The organism is Xanthobacter dioxanivorans (genome assembly GCF_016807805.1).
GTDB lineage: Bacteria > Pseudomonadota > Alphaproteobacteria > Rhizobiales > Xanthobacteraceae > Xanthobacter > Xanthobacter dioxanivorans.
The window spans coordinates 5,905,376-5,923,214 of the sequence record NZ_CP063362.1 but is presented as its reverse complement, the minus strand read 5'-3'; the positions used below and the strand labels follow the sequence as shown (position 1 = coordinate 5,923,214).

Annotated in this window: 16 protein-coding genes, 1 tRNA gene and 2 pseudogenes; 8 read left to right on the top strand and 11 right to left on the bottom strand. The window is 69.1% G+C overall.

Going from position 1 to position 17,839, the window contains the following annotated elements; all coding sequences use genetic code 11:
- Position 1: 1 nt before the first annotated feature.
- Positions 2-1,960 (top strand): CHASE2 domain-containing protein, encoded by a 1,959-nt coding sequence (locus EZH22_RS27575; RefSeq protein WP_203193529.1) that lies wholly within the window; start codon positions 2-4, stop codon positions 1,958-1,960.
- Positions 1,961-1,969: 9 nt separating this feature from the next.
- Here EZH22_RS27575 and EZH22_RS27570 read toward each other — a convergent pair whose 3' ends face one another.
- The 7 genes and pseudogenes from EZH22_RS27570 to EZH22_RS27545 all read right to left on the bottom strand — a co-directional run bounded on the left by EZH22_RS27570 (position 1,970) and on the right by EZH22_RS27545 (position 9,790).
- Positions 1,970-2,569 carry a FecR family protein gene (locus EZH22_RS27570; protein WP_203193528.1) on the bottom strand — a complete coding sequence of 200 codons (600 nt, stop codon included), beginning with the start codon at positions 2,567-2,569 and terminating at the stop codon, positions 1,970-1,972.
- An 83-nt stretch (positions 2,570-2,652) separates the two neighbouring features.
- Positions 2,653-4,191, bottom strand: a complete 1,539-nt coding sequence (locus tag EZH22_RS27565) for a diguanylate cyclase (RefSeq protein ID WP_203193527.1) — start codon at positions 4,189-4,191, stop codon at positions 2,653-2,655.
- Between the two features lie 898 nt (positions 4,192-5,089).
- Positions 5,090-6,160: a class I adenylate-forming enzyme family protein gene (locus EZH22_RS27560; protein WP_203193526.1), complete on the bottom strand. Its 1,071-nt coding sequence runs from the start codon at positions 6,158-6,160 to the stop codon at positions 5,090-5,092.
- 92 nt (positions 6,161-6,252) lie between these two features.
- Positions 6,253-6,483 (bottom strand): annotated as a pseudogene (locus EZH22_RS33015) (AMP-binding protein); the annotation flags it as partial.
- A 19-nt stretch (positions 6,484-6,502) separates the two neighbouring features.
- A complete protein-coding gene (locus EZH22_RS27555; protein WP_203193525.1) occupies positions 6,503-7,324 on the bottom strand; it encodes an enoyl-CoA hydratase/isomerase family protein in 822 nt (273 codons plus the stop codon).
- Between the two features lie 20 nt (positions 7,325-7,344).
- Positions 7,345-8,577, bottom strand: coding sequence for an MFS transporter (locus EZH22_RS27550; RefSeq protein WP_231711181.1), 1,233 nt, complete (start codon positions 8,575-8,577; stop codon positions 7,345-7,347).
- Between the two features lies 1 nt (position 8,578).
- A complete protein-coding gene (locus tag EZH22_RS27545) occupies positions 8,579-9,790 on the bottom strand; it encodes an ABC transporter substrate-binding protein (RefSeq protein ID WP_203193524.1) in 1,212 nt (403 codons plus the stop codon).
- A 128-nt stretch (positions 9,791-9,918) separates the two neighbouring features.
- On the opposite strand from EZH22_RS27545, the gene EZH22_RS27540 reads away from it, so the two are divergent.
- From EZH22_RS27540 to EZH22_RS27520, 6 genes are all read left to right on the top strand, one after another.
- Complete coding sequence (locus tag EZH22_RS27540) at positions 9,919-10,689, top strand: FadR/GntR family transcriptional regulator (protein ID WP_231711180.1); 771 nt, start codon at positions 9,919-9,921, stop codon at positions 10,687-10,689.
- 123 nt (positions 10,690-10,812) lie between these two features.
- Positions 10,813-11,802 (top strand): acrylyl-CoA reductase (NADPH), encoded by a 990-nt coding sequence (gene acuI / locus EZH22_RS27535; RefSeq protein ID WP_203193523.1) that lies wholly within the window; start codon positions 10,813-10,815, stop codon positions 11,800-11,802.
- 221 nt (positions 11,803-12,023) lie between these two features.
- Positions 12,024-12,554 carry a hypothetical protein gene (locus EZH22_RS27530; protein WP_333473638.1) on the top strand — a complete coding sequence of 177 codons (531 nt, stop codon included), beginning with the start codon at positions 12,024-12,026 and terminating at the stop codon, positions 12,552-12,554.
- Positions 12,555-12,569: 15 nt separating this feature from the next.
- Positions 12,570-12,743, top strand: a complete 174-nt coding sequence (locus EZH22_RS32700) for a hypothetical protein (protein ID WP_333473637.1) — start codon at positions 12,570-12,572, stop codon at positions 12,741-12,743.
- Positions 12,744-12,896: 153 nt separating this feature from the next.
- Complete coding sequence (locus EZH22_RS27525) at positions 12,897-13,928, top strand: zinc-binding alcohol dehydrogenase family protein (protein WP_203193522.1); 1,032 nt, start codon at positions 12,897-12,899, stop codon at positions 13,926-13,928.
- 91 nt (positions 13,929-14,019) lie between these two features.
- Positions 14,020-14,433: a DUF302 domain-containing protein gene (locus EZH22_RS27520; RefSeq protein ID WP_231711179.1), complete on the top strand. Its 414-nt coding sequence runs from the start codon at positions 14,020-14,022 to the stop codon at positions 14,431-14,433.
- Here EZH22_RS27520 and EZH22_RS27515 read toward each other — a convergent pair.
- Together EZH22_RS27515 and EZH22_RS27510 are read right to left on the bottom strand one after the other, a co-directional pair.
- Positions 14,430-14,597, bottom strand: a pseudogene (locus tag EZH22_RS27515) (helix-turn-helix domain-containing protein); the annotation flags it as partial. The gene EZH22_RS27520 and the pseudogene EZH22_RS27515 sit on opposite strands and share 4 nt — an antisense overlap.
- Before the next feature lie 568 nt (positions 14,598-15,165).
- Positions 15,166-15,241 (bottom strand) — tRNA-Ala (locus EZH22_RS27510).
- Between the two features lie 372 nt (positions 15,242-15,613).
- On the opposite strand from EZH22_RS27510, the gene EZH22_RS27505 reads away from it, so the two are divergent.
- Positions 15,614-15,907 (top strand): ArsR/SmtB family transcription factor, encoded by a 294-nt coding sequence (locus tag EZH22_RS27505; protein ID WP_231711178.1) that lies wholly within the window; start codon positions 15,614-15,616, stop codon positions 15,905-15,907.
- 74 nt (positions 15,908-15,981) lie between these two features.
- On the opposite strand, the gene EZH22_RS27500 is transcribed toward EZH22_RS27505, so the two are convergent.
- Positions 15,982-16,353, bottom strand: coding sequence for a DUF2794 domain-containing protein (locus EZH22_RS27500; RefSeq protein WP_203193520.1), 372 nt, complete (start codon positions 16,351-16,353; stop codon positions 15,982-15,984).
- Between the two features lie 565 nt (positions 16,354-16,918).
- Positions 16,919-17,653 (bottom strand): DUF1223 domain-containing protein, encoded by a 735-nt coding sequence (locus EZH22_RS27495; RefSeq protein WP_231711177.1) that lies wholly within the window; start codon positions 17,651-17,653, stop codon positions 16,919-16,921.
- Between the last annotated feature and the right edge of the window lie 186 nt (positions 17,654-17,839).

The window sequence follows — 17,839 nt, the reverse complement described above, 5'->3', positions numbered from 1 at the left end:
AATGGCCATGCCGGCGGCGGTCGGTTCGTTGCAGGTCCGCGTCGGCGCGGCGGTGCTCCTCGCGGCCCTGGCCGTCTGGGCGTGGGATGGCTTCGGCTTGCGCGGCGCCCTGCGCGAGACCGCCATCGATGCCGTGCTCGCCCTTGCCCCGCCCAAGCCCGCGCCGCTGCTCACGGTGGTGGACATCGACAGCGACACCCTCGCCCGATACGGCGACTGGCCATGGAACCGCGCCCAGATGGCCCGGCTGGTGGCGCAGGTGGCCGGCGGCGAGCCCGCCGCCGTCGCCATCGACATTCTCTTTGCCGGGCCGGACCGTCATTCGCCCGCCGCGGCGGCGCGCCGGATCGCCGCCGAGACCGGCCGCGCCGACATCGCCGACCTCGTGCCATCCCTGCCGGATGGCGACGCATTGCTCGCCGTGGCCCTCGCCCGTCGCCCCGTCGCCCTGGGCGCGGTGCTGGAGACGGTGCCCACGCCGGATTTCGAGCCCCTGACCCCGGTGCTGGCCAGCACCGCGCCGGCCCCGACCGAACTCTGGCGCACCGCCGGCGCGTCGGGACCGCCGCCGATGCTGCGGAATGCGGCGCAGGGCCTCGGCATCATCGCCATCGCGCCCGACGGCGACGGCGTGGTGCGGCGGGTGCCGTTGCTGGCGCTGGCGGGCGATGCGCCCGTGCCCGGCCTTGCGGTGGAGGCGGTGCGGCTGGCGGAGGGCGCCGGCGCCCTCATCCTCGACGGGGCGCAGAACGTCCTGCGCATCGGCGGGCGCGTGGTTCCGCTCGGCACCGATGGGCAGCTTCGCCTCGGCCCCGCCTTGCCCGCGGCGTGGGCGGCGCGGACGGTGCCGGCGCATCGGCTTCTCTCCGGGTCCGCCGATGCCGCGTCCCTGTCCGGGCGCGTGGTGCTCATCGGCAGCAGCGCGGTGGAGGTGGGGGCGCTGCGGCGCACCGCGGGCAACCCGGCGGCTCCGTCGCTGCAGATCCAGGCCGACGCGGCCGCGGCGCTTCTGGCAGGTGATGTTGCGCACCGCCCCGGCTGGCTCGCGCAGGGGGAGACGGCGGGCGCGCTCCTCCTCGGCCTCGCGGCCCTCGCCGCCGTCGCCGCGCTGCGGCCGCTGGGCGGCCTTTGCGCCGGGCTCGGCGCCGGGCTGCTCTGGATGGCGGCCGCCGTGGCGCTCGTGCTCGCCCGCGGGCTCCTGGTGGATCCGCTGGGGCCGCCCGTCGTCGGCGCCGTCACCCTCGCCGTGGCGCTGGCGATGGGCTTCATCGAGACCGAGTGGCGCGAGCGCCGGCTCCGCAGCCGCTTCGAGCAGCATCTGGCGCCGGCCGTGGTCGCACGCATCGCCGCCGATCCGTCGGCCCTCAAGCTCCGCGGCGAGCTGCGGGTGATCACCGCCTTGTTCACCGATGTGGAGGGCTTCACCTCCATGACCGAGCGGGCACAGCCGGAGGCGCTGGTGGCGGTGCTGGATCGCTATTTCGACCGGCTCAGCGAGGTGGTCGTCGCCCATGGCGGCATGGCCGACAGGTTCGTCGGCGATGCCATGCTCGCCTTCTTCAACATGCCGCTCGATCTGCCCGACCACGCCGGCCGCGCGCTCGCCTGCGCCCTGGCGTTGCGCGCCGAGACGGAGAAGCTGCGCCGGGAGCCGGCCTTCGCCGCCCTCGGCTTCGGGCGCACCCGCATCGGCATGGAGACCGGTCCCGCCGTGGTGGGCGACGTGGGCGGGCGCCGCAAGCTCGACTATACCGCCCACGGCATGGCGGTGAGCATGGCGGCGCGGCTCGAGGCCGCCAACAAGGACCTCGGCACCTCCATCTGCATCGGCCCCGGCGCCGCGGCGCTGCTGCCGCCGGGCGCGGCGCGCAGCATCGGCCCCATCGCCGTGCGCGGGCGCGCCGCGAAGCTGGAGGTGTTCATCCCCGCCGGGGATCGCGAGCCGCCGGGGCCGGGCTGAGCCGCTCGGCTATTCCACCAGGGCCAGAGCTGTGCGGATGCGCGCCTCGCCCCAGCGCCGCGGGGGCGTCGGCGGCGCCCCGGCGGCCTCGAAGTCCGTGCCCTCGCCGGGGCCGAGATCGACGATGGCGTCGCCGGCGGAAACCCGCACCGCGCCGCGGGCGACGAAAACGGAGAAGCGGCTGTCGCTGGGGCCGGCAAAGAAGCGGGTGCCGCGCACGGCGAGGCGGCCGAAGGGCGTCGTCACCTCGCCGCCCGGTCCGCCTTGCGGCCCGTCGAAGAGCATGGCGCCGTCCCCGAGCGCGAACACGCCGCCCTGGCTCACCAGGAAGCGATCGATGCGCAGGCGCGTCCGGCTGCCGAGGAGGATGCGCGCGGCGCCGAAGCGCATGGCCAGCCTGGCTTCCGCCGCCGTGGACACCGCATCGCCGACGAGGACGGCATCGCCCACTGCAAGGTCGAGGCTCCGGCCGCCGCGCTCGGCCCGGCTCTCGCCCGAGACGGCGATCACCGCGCCGGCGTCCCCGGCGGCGCCGGCGTGGCGCGGCAGCAACGATGGCATGACGGCGGCGGCGGCAAGCGAAAGCATGGAACGGCGCGAGACGGTCATGGCGGCAGGCTCCGACCCGAAGGGCATCCGCGGCGAGGATAGCCCGGCGCGCCGCATTCGGCCATCTCGCGCTCCGCCGATGCCTACCGCGCCGCTTCCGTCGCCGGGCGCAGCACGACGCGATTTCGGCCTTCCGCCTTGGCCTGGTAAAGGGCCTTGTCGGCATCCTCCTGGAACTGCCGCAGGGACCCGTCCGGCTTCGGGTGGATGGTCGCCACGCCGATGCTCACGGTGAAGGGCGGGAGGCCGGTATCGCTGCTTTCGGATTTCGCCCGGATCGTCTCGGCGACCAATGCCGCGCCGCTGGCGTCGGTATCCGGCAGGATGACCGCGAATTCCTCCCCGCCGTAGCGGGCAGCCGTATCCCCCGGTCGGCGGATGCTCTCGCCGATTACGCGCGCGAGGAGCTTGAGGACCTCGTCGCCCCGGGCGTGGCCGTATTTGTCGTTCAACAGCTTGAAGCGGTCGACATCGATCATCAGCAGGGCGAGGGCCGCGCCGGTGCGGCTGGTCCGCCGCCACTCCCTCTGGATCATTTCGTCGTAGCGTCTTCGGTTCACGAGCCCGGTCAGGCCGTCCGTGATGGACAGGAACGCCAGCTCCGACTCCGCGATGGCGCGGCGACGGAGCTCGCGGCGCAGGACCGTCGCCAGCACGATGATGACGATGCAGGTGAGGAGCGTGATGAGGCAGATCAGCGCCGACCGCCGCCACCAATCCTCGAAGATGTCCCGGGTGGCGAAGGCGACATTCAATATCAGGGGCTGATCGGGAATGCGCGCGAAGGTATAATAGCGCTCGACGCCGTCGGTGGCGGCGCGGGCGATGAAGGCTCCGGCCTGTTCCTCGAGCATTCTCTTGAAGACGGGGGTTTGCGACAGGTCGGTGCCGACCGCGCCTTGCCCTGCCCGGGGCGGTTGCCGCGCGAGGATCCGTCCTTGTGTGCTTTCGAGAAGCAGGGCGCCGTTCGGCCCCATATCGATGCTCGAGAAGAAGGCCTGGATGTAGGCGAGCCGGACCACGATGACGATCACGCCGGCGAAGCTGCCATCGGGGGCGGTGAGGCGTCGGCTGAAGGAAATGCTGGCGTCCCCGTCGCGGGATCGGCTGCGAAAGGGCTGGCTGACGGAGACGCCGGGATGCGGATTGTCGCGCTGGTCGGTGAAGAAATCGCGGTCGGCGAGGTTGGCGATTTCCGCGCTGATCGGACGCGCGCTGCGGACGACGTCGCCCTTGGCATTGAGTTCCAGCACGTTCCCCACATAGTCGGTGCTCGCCGCGATCGTATTCAGCACGCGCTGCTTGGCCTGATCCGACAGCCCCACGAACTCCGAATCACGGAGCGATTCCGCGACCATATCGAGGGCAAGGGTGTAAAGCCGCATGTGCCGGTCCACATAGCCGGTCACGCTGTGCACCAGGTTCTCGGACGTGCGCTGGGCCCGTTCCCAGGTGTCCTGGCGGGTCTGCCAGAGCGAGAGGGCGGCGAGCATGATGACCAGAGCCACCGCGAGCAGGCTGCCGAGGACGAGGAAATGCGCGATCTTCGGCGCACCCGGCCGGCCGGGTGCATCCGTCCTCTCAGCGCAGGCGTGGAGGTCCTCCGGTCTTGCGCCCGACATGTGACCCGGACCCCTTCGGCTCGGTGCTGGATTGGGAGCGCTTGAGCCGCCTTCGAGCGGTCGCGTGTTGATGGTTGCCCTCGAACAAAAACCAATTTGAAACGAGGCAGTTCCAGGCGGGCAAGCCGCTTGAGCAGGTGGCCTGAGCAGGTGGCCCGTCCATCCCTCGGTCGTCCCGGCCGGTCTGCGGGGCCGTCGACGGTTGACGCCGCTCCACGCCGAGGGGTCTGCCACCGACCACCGGGATCACCGACCACAGGGATCACCGACCTGCGCGATCCCGCGCATCGGCCGCTGGTGGATCGAAGACCTGGGGTTCGACCCGACCTGGGGTTCGACCTGACTAGGGGTTCAACCCGACTTGGGGTTCGACCTGCTCGCGGCAGATGGAACCCTTCTGTCGCGAGCAGGTCGAACCACGAAGCTCGGACCAGACGAGGCAGAAAATCGATGAAAATTAAAATAAAATTGGAAACTTAAATTGGTAGAGCCGAGGTCTGCCGAACTAACGTTCAGCGTCCTTCACGTACCACCGCATTCATTCTCAAAATACTTGCTTTCTCATTGGCTTGTCAATCCCGCGTGTTGCTGGGATCCGTCCGTGCGCGCCGCAATCCGTAAAATGTTGGGCAGATGTTGGGGCCGCAGGCGCATGGCGCGGGGCATCCCCACGCCGTCACACGCTTGCTCGCGGCCATTCGAAGCCCGGCCCTCACTCCGGCAGGCCTGCGGCGCTTGATCCGCTGGTCGTCTTCCAATGGGGTGAACCGGAACTTGCTGCGGAGGTGTTCCGTCACCATCGCCCATCGATGGCAGCGCGACGGGGGCATCGTGATCGCATGTCCGCGACCATCTCCAACTGCGGCTTCGGCGTCACCGGAGCATAACTCCACAAATACTACATCCGCGCCTGCGCCAGATCCCGGACCCCCGCCCGCAGGGCCTTGCCGGTCGGACCCGTGGGAAGAGCATCGACGACATGGATCGCGTCCGGCACCTTGAAGCGTTCCGTCTGCCCCTTGCACCAGTTCCGCAGCTCGTCGGGGGACGCGCTGCACCCCGGCTTGAGCACCACGGCGACGTGCAGGGCCTCGCCCAGCCTCGGGTCCGGGACGCCCGCGCAAAGCACTTGCGCCACGGCGGGGTGCGCCGACAGCATCATCTCGATCTCGGCTGGCGCGATCTTGTTGCCGCCGCGCGAGATGATCTCCTTGATGCGGCCGACGATCTCGACGAACCCGTCGGGGCGCTGGCGCGCCACGTCGCCGGTGCGGAAATAGCCGTCGCGGAGGGCCTCCGCGGTGAGCTCGGGGTTATCCAGATAGCCGAGCATGCCGAAGGGCGAGCGCACCAGCAGTTCGCCCGCCCCCGCGCCGGGCACGCCCGCCGTGTCGGCCGCGATCCTGTAGTGGACGCCGGGCGTCGTCCGCCCGATGGAGCCGCGGCCGGCGGTGCCATCGCCTGGTTGCAGGCAGAAGTCGCAGGAGCCGGTCTCGGTCAGGCCATAGAGGTCGAAAACGCCGGCGCCGGGCAAGCGGCGGGCGATCTCGCCCGACAGCTGCGCCCCCAATCCCTCGCCGCCGGTGAGGATGGCGCGCAGGGCGGATGCTTGCGTCTCTCCATCGGTGAACAGGGTCCGCAGCATCGAGGGCACCGTGGCGAGCACCGTCGCGTCGCCCAGCCGCGCGCGCAGCGTCGCGGGCGAGAATTTGCCCACGAGCGCGAGCCGCGCCCCCGCCCGGAGCGACAGCAGCGCCACCCACAGGCCGAAGATGAAGATGAGCTGCAACGGCAGCACCACGGTGTCGGATGGCGAGAGGCGCAGAAGCTCCTGCAGCGCATCGAGCTTCGCCGCGAAGCGATCGTGGCCCAGCACCACGCCCTTCGGCCTGCCGGTGGAGCCGGAGGTGAAGACCACCAGCGCCGCGCCGCGCAGCAGCGGACGTTCCGGCGGCGGAGCATCGGCCACGGTGAGGAGCTCGCCATCGGCCAGGAGGAAACGGGGCGGACCTGCTCGATCACCGCCGCGCGTGTCGTCTCCGCTGCTGCGGCATGGAGGGGCACCACCACGCCGCCCGCCTGCCAGACGCCGAACAAGGCGGCAATGTCCGCCGGGCGGTTGGCGACCGTCACCACCACCGGCTCGTCAGGCCGAAGTCCGGCTTCGGTGAGGCGTACGGCAAGGGCGGATGCCGCCACGGCAACGGTGTGCGCGCGCAATGTGGCGCCGTCGGCCTCGATCTCGCCGGTGGCCGTCGCGAGGATGCCGCAGAGCGCGCCTTGCCGTGTCATGGGGGTCATCGTCGCCACCTCAGGCCTCGCGGGCGGGGAAGCGGGCGTCGCGCCAGGCGATGGCGGCCCTGAGCCCCTCGCGCCGCGCCACGTCGAAGAAAGCGATCTTGTCGGGCGAGCCGGCGCCCTCGATGGCGAGGTCGATCTCCAGCGCGCTTTCCAGCGCCTGGAGCAGGCCCTGGGTCTCCAGCGCGCGGTTGAGCGCGCGCTTCGTCTCCTTCACCAGCCCCGGATCGATGGCGGCGATGTGCCGGGCGATGCGCAGGGCCTCGTGGTCGAGGGCATCGCCCTCCACCACGCGGTTGATCATGCCGATCTCGGCGGCGCGCCGGGCCGGCACCCGGTCCTCGCCGAGCAGGATGATCTCCTTGGCGACCTTGGGACCGACGATCCACGGCAGCAGCATGACCACGATGCCGGCGCCGAATTTCAGCTCCGGCTCGCCGAAGAAGGCGTCCTCGGTGGCGATGGTCATGTCGCAGGCCAGGGCCAGTTCGCAGGCGCCGGCAAGGCAGGGGCCGCGCACCGCCGCGATGGTGGGCTTGGGGCAATGCCAGAACCGCATCACCGTGTCGAAGTCCTTGCGCAGCAGCGGACGCCAGGCGTCCACGCCCACCGGGCGCGCCTCCATCTGCGCCTTCAGGTCGAAGCCGGAGGAGAAGGCGGCGCCCGCTCCGCGCACGATCACCGCCTTCACGCCGGCATCCGCCTCGGCCAAGTCCATGGCGGCATTGATCTCGCCCAGCATCTCCTGGTCGAGGGCATTGGTGCGCTCGGGCCGGTTGAGGGTGATGCGGGCGACGCCGTCGAGCGTCTCGTAGAGGATCTTGGAGAAGGTCATGGGGGCCTCGTCGGGAAACGTCAGCGGCGGCCGCCCGCCATGGTGGCCGCCTCGGGCCGGAGCCGCAGGCGCGCCATGGCGAGAACGCCGAGAAAGGGGCCGATGGCGAGCATCAGGAAGGCGTGGCGCCAGCCGAGCAGGTCCACCGCATAGGGCAGCAGGTGGATGCTCACCAGGGTGATGAGGAAGCCCACGCAGGTCTGCACCGTCAGCATGGTGCCCACCAGGGAGCGGTCGGACAGCTCCGTCACCGCGGCGGAGAACTGGGCGGAATCGGACACCACGCTCACCCCCCACACCAGCGCCACCGGCAGCAGCACCAGAGGCGAGGCGCCGAACAGTAGGCCGATGCCCGCCGCGCACAGCCCGCTTATCGCCATGGAGAGCGCGGTGACAAAGGTGCGCCCCATTCGGTCCGCCATGAAGCCGCCGCCGAGGGCGCCCACCGCCCCCACCGCCACCACGGCGAAGGTGGCGAGGCGCGGGTCGAAGGGCGGCGCTTCGCCGTAGCGCAGCCGGAAGCTCGCGGCGAGGAAGGCGCCGATCCACGCCCACATGGCGTAGAGCTCCCACATGTGGCCGAAATAGCCGAGGTTGGCGAGGCGCAGCGCCGGCCGGCGGAAGGCGTCGAGGGCATTGGACAGGCGCAAGGGCGGCGCCTTGGCATGGTTGGGGCCCACCTGGGCGAAGCGGATGAGGAGGGCGGCGACGAGCGCGCTCGCGGCCGCGCCGGCGACCGGAGCCCGCCAGTCGAGCCCGCCGAGGGCGGCCATGGCGTGGGGCGAGGCGGAGCCCAGCGTGAGGGCCGCCACCAGCATGCCGATGAGCAGGCCAAGATCCCCCTTCGCCCAGGTGGCCGCGAGCTTCATGCCCACGGGATAGACCCCCGCCATGCACATGCCGGTTATGAACCGCAGGACCGCCACCGCCGGGTGGGTGGGCTCGAACAGCAGGATCGCCCCGTTGGCCAGCGCCGCGACCAAAGCGGACGCCGAGAACAGGGTTCTCAGGTCCGCCCGGTCGGCGAGGGAGAGCAGGGCGCTGGCGAGCGTGCCGACGACGAAGCCCGCCTGGACGGAGCTGGTGAGCAGGGCCTCCTGGAACGGCGACAGGCTCCAGTGCGCCCGGATGGCGCCGAGGGAGGCGGTCGTGGCGAACCAGGTCGCCATGGCGGCGACCTCGGCGATCACGAGGATCGCCAGGGAAAAGGCCTTGCCCTCCATCCGGGCCGCGGGCACCGCCGGATCGGGCACCTCAGCCAGCCTTCTTCAGCATGGGGCAGGTCTCGGGCGACATGGGGCGGAAAGCCTCGTTGCCGGGGATGGTGGCGATGAGCTTCAGATAGTCGTAAGGGCCCTTGGAGTCTGCCGGCGCCTTCACCTGCCACAGATACATGTCATGGATGGTGCGGCCGTCGGCGCGGATCTGGCCCTTGCCGAACAGCGGGTCGTCCGTGGGCATGGCCTTCATCTGCGCCACCACCGCCGTGCCGTCGCGGGCCTTGGCCTTGTCCATGGCGGCGATGGCCTTCATCCAGTGCAGGGTGGAGGCATAGGTGCCGGCCTGGTTCATGGTCGGCATGCGGCCGTTGTTGCGGGCCCCGAACGCCTTGCCGAAGGCACGGGTCCCGTCGTTCAGGTCCCAGTAGAAGGCGTTGGTCAGCATCAGCCCCTGGGCGGTCTTGAGGCCGAGGGAGTGGATGTCCGACAGGAAGATGAGGAGGCTGACCAGGCTCTGCTTCTGGGAGAGGCCGAACTCGGCCGCCTGCTTCACGGAATTGATGGTATCGCCGCCGGAATTGGCCAGCGCCACCACCTTCGCCCCGGAGCCCTGCGCCTGCAGGATGAAGGAGGAGAAGTCGGAGGTCTGGAACGGCGCCAGCGCATGGCCGAGCACCTGCCCGCCATTGGCCTTCACCACCTCCGCGGCGTCACGCTCCAAAGCGTGGCCGAAGGCGTAGTCGGCGGTGAGGAAGTACCAGGACGTGCCGCCCTGCCTGATCATGGCGCGGGCGGTGCCATTGGCCAGCGCCCAGGTGTCGTAGGTCCAGTGGACCGTATTGGGCGTGCAGGCCTTGCCGGTGAGATCGGAGCTGCCGGCGCTGGCCACCAGGAACACCTTGTTCTTGTCGCGGGTGATGTCGGCGACCGCCAGCGCGACCGAGGATGTGGGAACGTCGACGATGGCGTCCACCCTGTCGAGGTCGTACCAGCGCCGGGCGATGGAGGAGCCCACGTCCGCCTTGTTCTGGTGGTCGGCGGAGACGACCTCCACCTTGAAGCCGTGCTTCTCCGGATTGAAGTCCGCGACCGCCATCTGCGCCGCGGTGACGGAGCCGGGGCCGGCAATGTCCGAATAGAGGCTGGACTGGTCGTTCAGGACGCCGATGCGGAACGTGGGAAGCTCGTCCGCATGGGCGGCGACGACGCACGACAGCACGGTCGCCGCGGCAAGGGCAGCGCGCATTTCTTGTCTCCTGGCGTTTCCCGTCGCGGTGTCTTCGTCCGCGATCCCCTCGACCAAAATCCGCAAACCTCTATTTGTCAAACAAATAATTTTTAGGTTGATTTGACACACAACTTCTGAGACCAAGGATGCTGTACGCGCAGCCCGGACCCGAGAGCATGGAACCCACCTACGGCCAGATCGTCACCACCAGCGCAGCCAGCCAGATCGCGGACCAGCTCCAGCAGGCGATCATGGATGGACGGCTGAAGGTGGATGAGCGCCTGCCCACCGAAGAGGAGCTCGCCGCCCAGTTCGGCGTGTCCCGGCCCACCGTCCGGGAGGCCCTGAAGCGGCTCGCCGCGCGCCACCTCATCCGCTCGCGGCGCGGCCCATCGGGCGGCACCTTCGTCACCGGGCCTTCGCCGGACGAACTCGCCGCCAGCCTCGGCACCTCGGTCACCCTCCTGGTGGCGGGCGGCGGCGTCACCCTCGACGAGATGGCGACCGCCCGGCTGGAGATGGAGGCCGTGTGCTGTCGGCTCGCGGCGCAGAACCGCACTGCGGCGCACCTCGCCGCGCTGGAGGCGGAGATTGCCCTGCAGAAGACCGCCGCCATCTCCGACCAGGATTTCTGCGCGTCCGACGTGCGTTTCCACCGCGCCGTCGTGGATGCCGCCGGCAACGCGCTGCTGCGCTTCCTGATGAATGCCGTGGTGGAAGCGCTCATGCCGGTGAGCAACATGATCATCTTCCGCGTCCGCGACCGGAAGGAGATCGTCGCCCATCACGAGCGCATGCTCGTGGCCCTCGCGGGGCGCGACGGCGCCGCCGCGGTGGAGGCCCTCGGCGGCCTCGTGCACTACATCCGCGCCCAGTACGCCAGGGCCGAGGAGGCCCGCAAGGCGCCCCGGCCTTGAGGCCGGGCCCGCGCGCCGCCTGAGCCTCAAGGTGCCGAAGGCCTCCGCGCCCCGCACCCTGGCATGAGACCTTGCCCGCCCTTCGGCGCGGGCGTCCACCGACACCGAAAGACGAGGAAACGCATGAGCACCGACACCTTCCGTGCCCTCGTGGCGCGCAAGACCGAGGGCGGCCAGGCCGTCGCGCTGGAGACCATCACCGAGGCGGACCTGCCCGCGGCGGACGTGACGGTGGACGTGGAGTTTTCCTCCTTCAACTACAAGGACGGGCTCGCGCTGAAGGGCCAGAGCCGCATCCTGCGCACCTTCCCCATGGTGCCGGGCATCGACTTCGCCGGCACCGTCCGCACCAGCGACAACCCGGCTTTCGCGCCCGGCGACAAGGTGGTGCTCACCGGCTGGGGCGTGGGCGAAAGCTGGTCCGGCGGCTTTGCCGAGCGGGCGCGGGTGAAGGGCGAGTGGCTGGTGAAGTTGCCCGAGGGCCTGACCACCCACCAAGCCATGGCCATCGGCACCGCCGGGCTCACCGCCATGCTGTGCGTGGATGCGCTGGAGCGCTACGGCATCACCCCCGGCGGCGACGTGCTGGTGACCGGGGCGGCAGGCGGTGTCGGCAGCGTCGCGGTGCGCCTGCTCTCGCGGCTCGGCTACAAGGTCAGCGCCCTCACCGGCCGGCGCAGCGAGGAAGACTTCCTGAAGAGCATCGGTGCCTGCGAGATCGTCGACCGCGACACCTACGCGGCGGCGGGCAAGCCGCTCGCCAGCGAGCGCTGGCACGGAGCGGTGGACACGGTGGGAGGCCAGATTCTCGCCAACGTGCTCGCCTCCACCGCCTATGGGGGCGCGGTGGCCGCCTGCGGCCTCGCCGCGGCGACGGACCTGCCGACGACGGTCTTTCCCTTCATCCTGCGCAACGTGGCGCTGCTGGGCGTTGATTCCGTGAACTGCCCCACCGCCCGGCGGGCGCGGGCATGGGCGCGCCTTTCGGACGTGCTTGAGCCGAACGACCTGGATCAGGTGACGCGGGACGTCGGCCTCGATGACCTGCCCCGGCTCGCCGACGACATCATTGCCGGGCGCGTCCGTGGCAGGACGGTGGTTCGGACTCGATAGCGGTTTCGAGCGAAGTGGAGACCGGCTCGCGGGAAAAAACACATCTGCGCAATAGCTTATATCGTTTTCCCGATTCCGTGAAACGGGGAAATGAGGGGCTTCGCCAGTTCGAAGACCGTGGCCTGAATCAAGGCATCTAAGACGTTCAGCAGCCGTAGCCGACCGCCTAGCCTCCAGCGACAGAAGCCTCGCCACCGCGCGGTCCCGCTGGGGAGCAGATCATGACACGCCTCAAGGAACTTGCCATCGAAGCGCATGGAGGCTTCCAGCGTTGGCAGCAGTTCGAGCAGGTCTCTGCCGATCTCCTGCAGGGAGGCGTCTTGTGGCCGCTGAAGGGCCCGCCACGGACGCTCGAGCGCACGAGAGTCACGGTCGGGCTCTGGAAGGAGTGGGCTTCGCACGCTCCCTTCGGCGCCGGCGGTCGACGCTCCCGCTTCGAGCCGGGCCGCGTCGCCCTGGAAGCGGAGGATGGGGCGGTTCTTGAAGAACTGCTTGCGCCGCGGGCAAGCTTCGCCGGCCACACGCTGCAAACGCCGTGGACGCAGCTGCGGCTCGCCTGTTTCGCCGGCTGCGCCATGTGGACCTATCTGAACATGCCGTTCGTGCTCGCCTGGCCGGGCGTCGAGACGGAGGAACTGGAGCCCTGGCCGACCGATGGAGGCGACTGGCGCCGCCTGGCGGTACGATTCCCGCCGGTATCGCGACACACAGCACCGTGCAGACGCTCTATTTCGACGCAGAGGGACTGCTGAAGCGCCAGGACTACGATGTCGAGATCGCCGGCAAACACCCCCGGCGCGCGCATCATCGAGGACTACACGGACGTCTCGGGGATCAAATTCCCCACGAAGCGCAGGATCTTTGCCCGCCAGTCGGACGGCAGCTTCAGCATCGACCCGCTCGTCGTCTCGATCGACCTCTCCAACATTCGCCTCAGCTAGCCATCGGCTCCCAGTGGGCTGGGCACCCTGGACGGTCCACCATGGCCGTAATGATGGCATCTACGTCCTGTCCGCCCTGGCCGCGGCTTGATACATGAGAGGCTCCTGACGGGTCGCCCCCGTGCGCGCCCCTGCCATCGAGGTGATGACACCATGAAGGCCATCGGCTTCCGCTCCCCTCTTCCGATCAGCGATCCGGCATCCCTCGTGGACATTGATCTGCCGCGGCCGGAGCCTGCCGGCCGAGACATCCTCGTGCGGATCGAAGCCGTGTCCGTGAACCCCGTAGATACCAAGGTGAGGAGGCGGCCTCCGGCGGAACCGGGGTCCTGGAAGGTGCTCGGCTGGGACGCCGCCGGCACCGTCGAGGCGGTCGGGCCGGAAGCGAGCCTGTTCGCGCCGGGCGACACCGTGTTCTACGCCGGGGCGCTCGGCCGCGCGGGAACGAACGCCGAGCTCCACCTGGTGGATGAGCGGATCGTCGGCAAAAAGCCTTCCTCGCTCAGCTTCGTGGAGGCCGCGGCCCTGCCGCTGACCGCCATCACGGCTTGGGAGACCCTGTTCGACCGGCTCGACATCCGCAAGGCCGTGCCGGGTGCCGCGAGTTCGCTCCTGATTATCGGCGGTGCCGGCGGGGTCGGATCGATCACGACGCAGCTCGCCCGCAAGCTCACCGATATCACGGTGATCACGACGGCTTCGCGCCCGGAGACCGTTGAGTGGAGCCGCAGCCTCGGCGCACACCATGTGATCGACCATTCGAAGCCGCTCTCGGCGGAGATCGAACGGCTTGGGATCGGACAACCGGCTTTCGTGTTCTCGACCACCAACACCGATCAACACCTTGCCGAGATCGCCAAGCTCATCGCGCCGCAAGGCCGTTTCGCGCTGATCGATGACCCGGCGTCGCTCGACGTGTCGCCCTTCAAGGTGAAGAGCGTGTCGACGCACTGGGAGTTCATGTTCACCCGTTCGATGTTCGCTACGGCCGACGTCATGGAGCAAGGGGCATTGCTCAACGAGGTGTCGAGGCTGGTCGATGCCGGAACGCTGAGGACCACCCTGGCTGAGGTTTTCGGGACCATATCGGCCGAAAACCTGCGCCGCGCCCATGCCCTGATCGAAAGCGGGCGTGCGAAGGGCAAGATCGTGCTCGCGGGCTGGCCGGCAGCAGGCGAGGGCTGACTGTAAAGGTGCAGATGATGGCTAAGGCTGCGGTCACGGCCCAACCGATCACCGTCGATCACGTCAAACGTGCGAACGCCCCTTCGACCAGGTGCGAACTGCTCTTGCAGCCGAGCTGCCCAAGCTCGATGAGAGGATCATCCCCCTATTAAGCAACGGAGATCAGGCGGCCATCGCGGAATACGAGAAAAGCGGACCGAAGCTCTTCATGTTTCTCGAGCGCGATCATGGCACGCTTCTCAGGATCGTCGGTGGCGCGAAGAATGCCGTTCAATACGAGATCGGCAACCCGATCACGGCGTCGAAGATAACCCGTCATCACCTCGGCGCCGCGCTCTATGCGCCGCTCCGTGTCGCGTTGTTCGAGACCGAGAGCGGAATAGCTGTCTTCGAATATGACCGCCCCTCATCGCTATTCGGCCAGTTCGGCGACGCGCATGTCCGCGAGGTGGGGCTCACTCTCGACCGGGAATTGGAAGCGGTACTCCTCAAGGCGGCTGGCTAGAGGGCGGCGAGCGGCCCGGCGTCATTGCGGATCGCCCTCGGAACTTCGCCATGCACCCGCGCAAACGCCAGACGCATCCGCTCCCGATTGGCAAATCCCACCTCGCGGGCGATGACCTCGATCGGCAACCGGCTCTACTCCAGCATCAGCTTCGCGGCCTCGAGCCAGCTACGAGCGGCGGCCTCGTGAGCAAGGACTTGCCTGGGCGCTTTTGCGATCAGGCCCGAACCACGGGGAGGGGGCGCTACCAAGCGTCTTCCCTCGCCAACCAGGTGCGGTGGGTCGGAGTGGCGCTATAATAAATCGGTTTCAGGGATGCGCGGCACGTCAGTTCACGGTTGTGGAAACGGCCCCATCGGCCGGTCGTGCGGGGTCACGGTAATTCTGGGGTTCGAGAGCTGACATCCGCCGACAGCCGCTAGCATTGCGGCCATGATCACTACTCGCCCGATCCTGCCCATTCTCACCCCCAACCTTCCCCTGCAACCATAGCGTTACAGCCGTCGCGGAACATGCGACGAAGTAGCATGACGCAGTAGCGCAGATCCTCAACCGGGTGTGGGAGGCGGCGTGGGGGTGTGGGGGCCGCTCAATCCCGGCTGATCCTGGCAAATCCCGTTTGTGTCCACCAGGGACCACCACGAGCTAACGCCCGTGCAAGGGCAGATGCTGGGGCAGAAATTCTCGACGCCGAGAACTTTCTTTAAATTTCTGATGTTTATGGAATTTAACTGGTGGAGCCGAGGGGAATCGAACCCCTGACCTCTGCAGTGCGATTGCAGCGCTCTCCCATCTGAGCTACGGCCCCGAACCGTGGGAGGCGCCATTTATGATTTGGGCCCCCATGCTGTCAAGCGTGGAAGCAGGCTAAATCGGCTGCCGCGTCCGCTGTCCACCGGCTGGCGCCATTCCCTCGCGCCGTGGACCTCGCTCCCGCTGCGAGGGGCCTGGAAAGGGCGGGGATCATCCGCCCGGCATCCCCTCTCGACATCAACCTGCCGGGGTCACCTGCACCGCGAGCGCCTGCGAGGGGGCGCACCAGGATTTTCGCAAACCGCGTGACGGCGTGGCCGACGGCCATTATCCTGACCGCCGAGGGCCCGCCGCCCCTAAGCCGACACGGCCCGAATTGCATTTAACATTCAATTATTATAAATTAAATACTATGAATGTAGTGGACATGATGCCCGCATCGGAGCGGGCCGCCGACCTGATGCGCAGCCTCTCCCATCCGCAGCGGCTCCTGGCGCTGTGCGCGCTGGGCAAGGAGGAGAAATCGGTGGCGCAGCTGCGGGAGGAGCTGGGCGTCGATCAGGTGCCCATGTCGCAGCAGCTCATGCGCCTCAGGGCGGATGGGCTGGTGGAGGCACGGCGCGAGGGCACCAGCGTGTTCTACCGCATCGCCAGCGCGGAAGTGCTGCTGGTGATCGAGGCGCTGCACACCGCCTTCTGCGGCAAGGCGCGCGAGCGCTGAACTGCGGGAGAGCACACGAGCGCTGTGCACGGATGGCCGACGCCCCCTAAAGCCGCGGCGCTTCCGCCTTCGCCTCAGACGGTGCGCAGCGGTTTTTCCAGCACCGCGAGCACGCGTGGCAGCTCATGGCCGCGCTTCAGGATCAGCCCGGTCTGCGACACCACGCAATACATGCCCTGCCGGCGGGCAAGGCTCGGGTCCTTTTCGATGCGATAGAGCGGCACGTCCATGGCGCGGCGGAAGATGGCGAACACCGCCTTGTCACGCTGGAAGCCGATGGCGTAGTCCCGCCACTCGCCCAGCGCCACCATGCGCCCGTAGAGGTCGAGGATGCGATCGAGCTCCCGCCGGTCGAAGGTGACCTTGACGGGGACCGGAGCGGACGCCGCAGGCTGGGGCGACGGCGCGCCCCAGCGCGGCTGGGATATGGGTTCGATGTCTCCCATCGGGCCTCCCTGCGGCATGGTCCCGGCGGCGCCGGGAACGGTCTGGCCACACGATGCGACCAGCGGATGCGGAGCCGGGCCGATGCGGATTAAGCGTGATCCCGCCGGCGTGCGATGAGCCCCGACGGGCCGCACGTCTTCCCTGCTCCCCGCCCATGATCGCCGTGGCCGCGCAGGCTTTCAAGGGCATTCCGTAGCCGGCTGCGCCGGAGGGGCAAGTGGTCTTATAATACCCATCACGCCAACGTCACCGGAATCACAGTCTCGCCGAAATTCCGTCAATCGCGCGCCGCGGCCGGAGGCGATCTTCATTCGCGTAGCAGGGCCGGTTCGCGAGGCGCTCCGGTTATCCCAGCCCCCCAGCCCCCCGGGGTGCGCGCGGACCGGCCACTGCTGCGCACCGACTTCAGACCCCCAAAGCAGGCCACCTTCCCGGTGGCCTTTTTTTTCGTCGGCCTGCCCGGCGCACGGGCGACCGGCGCGATGATCCGCGCGATCGGCAGGCCGTCTCCGGCCGTGTGTCGGGAGGCGAAGGGTCGGGAGGCGCAGGCTCGGGAGGCGCAGGTCAGTCGAGCGACAGCAGGCTGGCGCCGATGATGCGGCCGGGGGCGGCGGCGGAGCCCTCCTGAAGCAGCAGCGCCACTGAATCCGCGCCGTTGCGGCTGAGGTCCTTGACCGGGATGCGCAAGTGCGCGGCGCGTCCGCTCCAGGGGCCGACGCGCACCCAGCCGCGCACCACGTTGGAATAGGTGACGTTGCGCCCGCCGTTCTCGCCCCGGCCGATGGAAACGGTCTGGGTGCGGGCCACCGGGCAGGCCCAGAGCTCGGCCACCGCGCCGTCGAGATCGCCCTCGGGCAGCGCCACCTCGATGGCGTCGCCGACCCGCTTTGCCTGCAGGACCACGCCCGGCGTCCTCGCGCTGCGGGCGGTGAGGAGCGCGCGCTGCACCGCCGCCCGATCGCTGCCCTTCGCGACAAGGCTGCCATCCACCACCATCTGCGGGGTGAACACCTTCCGGTCCGGCCGCAGGTCGGCATAGGCCTTCTGGCGCAGGGAATGGCCATGCAGGGCGAGGGTGTCCTTCCAGCCCACATAGTCCCAGTAGTCCACCGCCAGCGTCAGCGCGATGACCTGGGGATCCTTCGCCAGCTCGTTCAGAAGCGCATCGGCCGGCGGGCAGGAAGCGCAGCCCTGGCTGGTGAAGAGTTCCACCACCACCGGCTTCGGCTGGCTCTGCCCCGAGGCCGGAACGGCGGCGAAGGCCAAGGCGAGCGCGAGGGCGGAGCGGAGGAACATCATCGAGAGCAATGGCTGTTGTGGAAACGAATGCGGCCCACGAATAACCGACGCCCTGCGGCGGCACCAGTCACAAAGGGGTGTCGGGGCGGTATTGAAATAGCTCCAAAAGGTACAAATGCAGATGCCGGCTCGAAGATTCGGGCCGGCATCGCGTGAAGGTGAGGGGGGCGGCGCGCGCCGCCCGCC

What these genes read in the sequence shown, in the direction of transcription:
- EZH22_RS27525 (WP_203193522.1), top strand. Translation starts at nt 12,897, where the DNA reads ATGAAGGCCATCGGCTTCCGCTCCCCTCTTCCGATCAGCGATCCGGCA.
- EZH22_RS27500 (WP_203193520.1), bottom strand. Translation starts at nt 16,353, where the DNA reads ATGGGAGACATCGAACCCATATCCCAGCCGCGCTGGGGCGCGCCGTCG.
- acuI (WP_203193523.1), top strand. Translation starts at nt 10,813, where the DNA reads ATGAGCACCGACACCTTCCGTGCCCTCGTGGCGCGCAAGACCGAGGGC.
- EZH22_RS32700 (WP_333473637.1), top strand. Translation starts at nt 12,570, where the DNA reads ATGTCGAGATCGCCGGCAAACACCCCCGGCGCGCGCATCATCGAGGAC.
- EZH22_RS27540 (WP_231711180.1), top strand. Translation starts at nt 9,919, where the DNA reads ATGCTGTACGCGCAGCCCGGACCCGAGAGCATGGAACCCACCTACGGC.
- EZH22_RS27565 (WP_203193527.1), bottom strand. Translation starts at nt 4,191, where the DNA reads ATGTCGGGCGCAAGACCGGAGGACCTCCACGCCTGCGCTGAGAGGACG.
- EZH22_RS27545 (WP_203193524.1), bottom strand. Translation starts at nt 9,790, where the DNA reads ATGCGCGCTGCCCTTGCCGCGGCGACCGTGCTGTCGTGCGTCGTCGCC.
- EZH22_RS27575 (WP_203193529.1), top strand. Translation starts at nt 2, where the DNA reads ATGGCCATGCCGGCGGCGGTCGGTTCGTTGCAGGTCCGCGTCGGCGCG.
- EZH22_RS27530 (WP_333473638.1), top strand. Translation starts at nt 12,024, where the DNA reads ATGACACGCCTCAAGGAACTTGCCATCGAAGCGCATGGAGGCTTCCAG.
- EZH22_RS27505 (WP_231711178.1), top strand. Translation starts at nt 15,614, where the DNA reads ATGATGCCCGCATCGGAGCGGGCCGCCGACCTGATGCGCAGCCTCTCC.
- EZH22_RS27495 (WP_231711177.1), bottom strand. Translation starts at nt 17,653, where the DNA reads ATGATGTTCCTCCGCTCCGCCCTCGCGCTCGCCTTGGCCTTCGCCGCC.
- EZH22_RS27555 (WP_203193525.1), bottom strand. Translation starts at nt 7,324, where the DNA reads ATGACCTTCTCCAAGATCCTCTACGAGACGCTCGACGGCGTCGCCCGC.
- EZH22_RS27570 (WP_203193528.1), bottom strand. Translation starts at nt 2,569, where the DNA reads ATGACCGTCTCGCGCCGTTCCATGCTTTCGCTTGCCGCCGCCGCCGTC.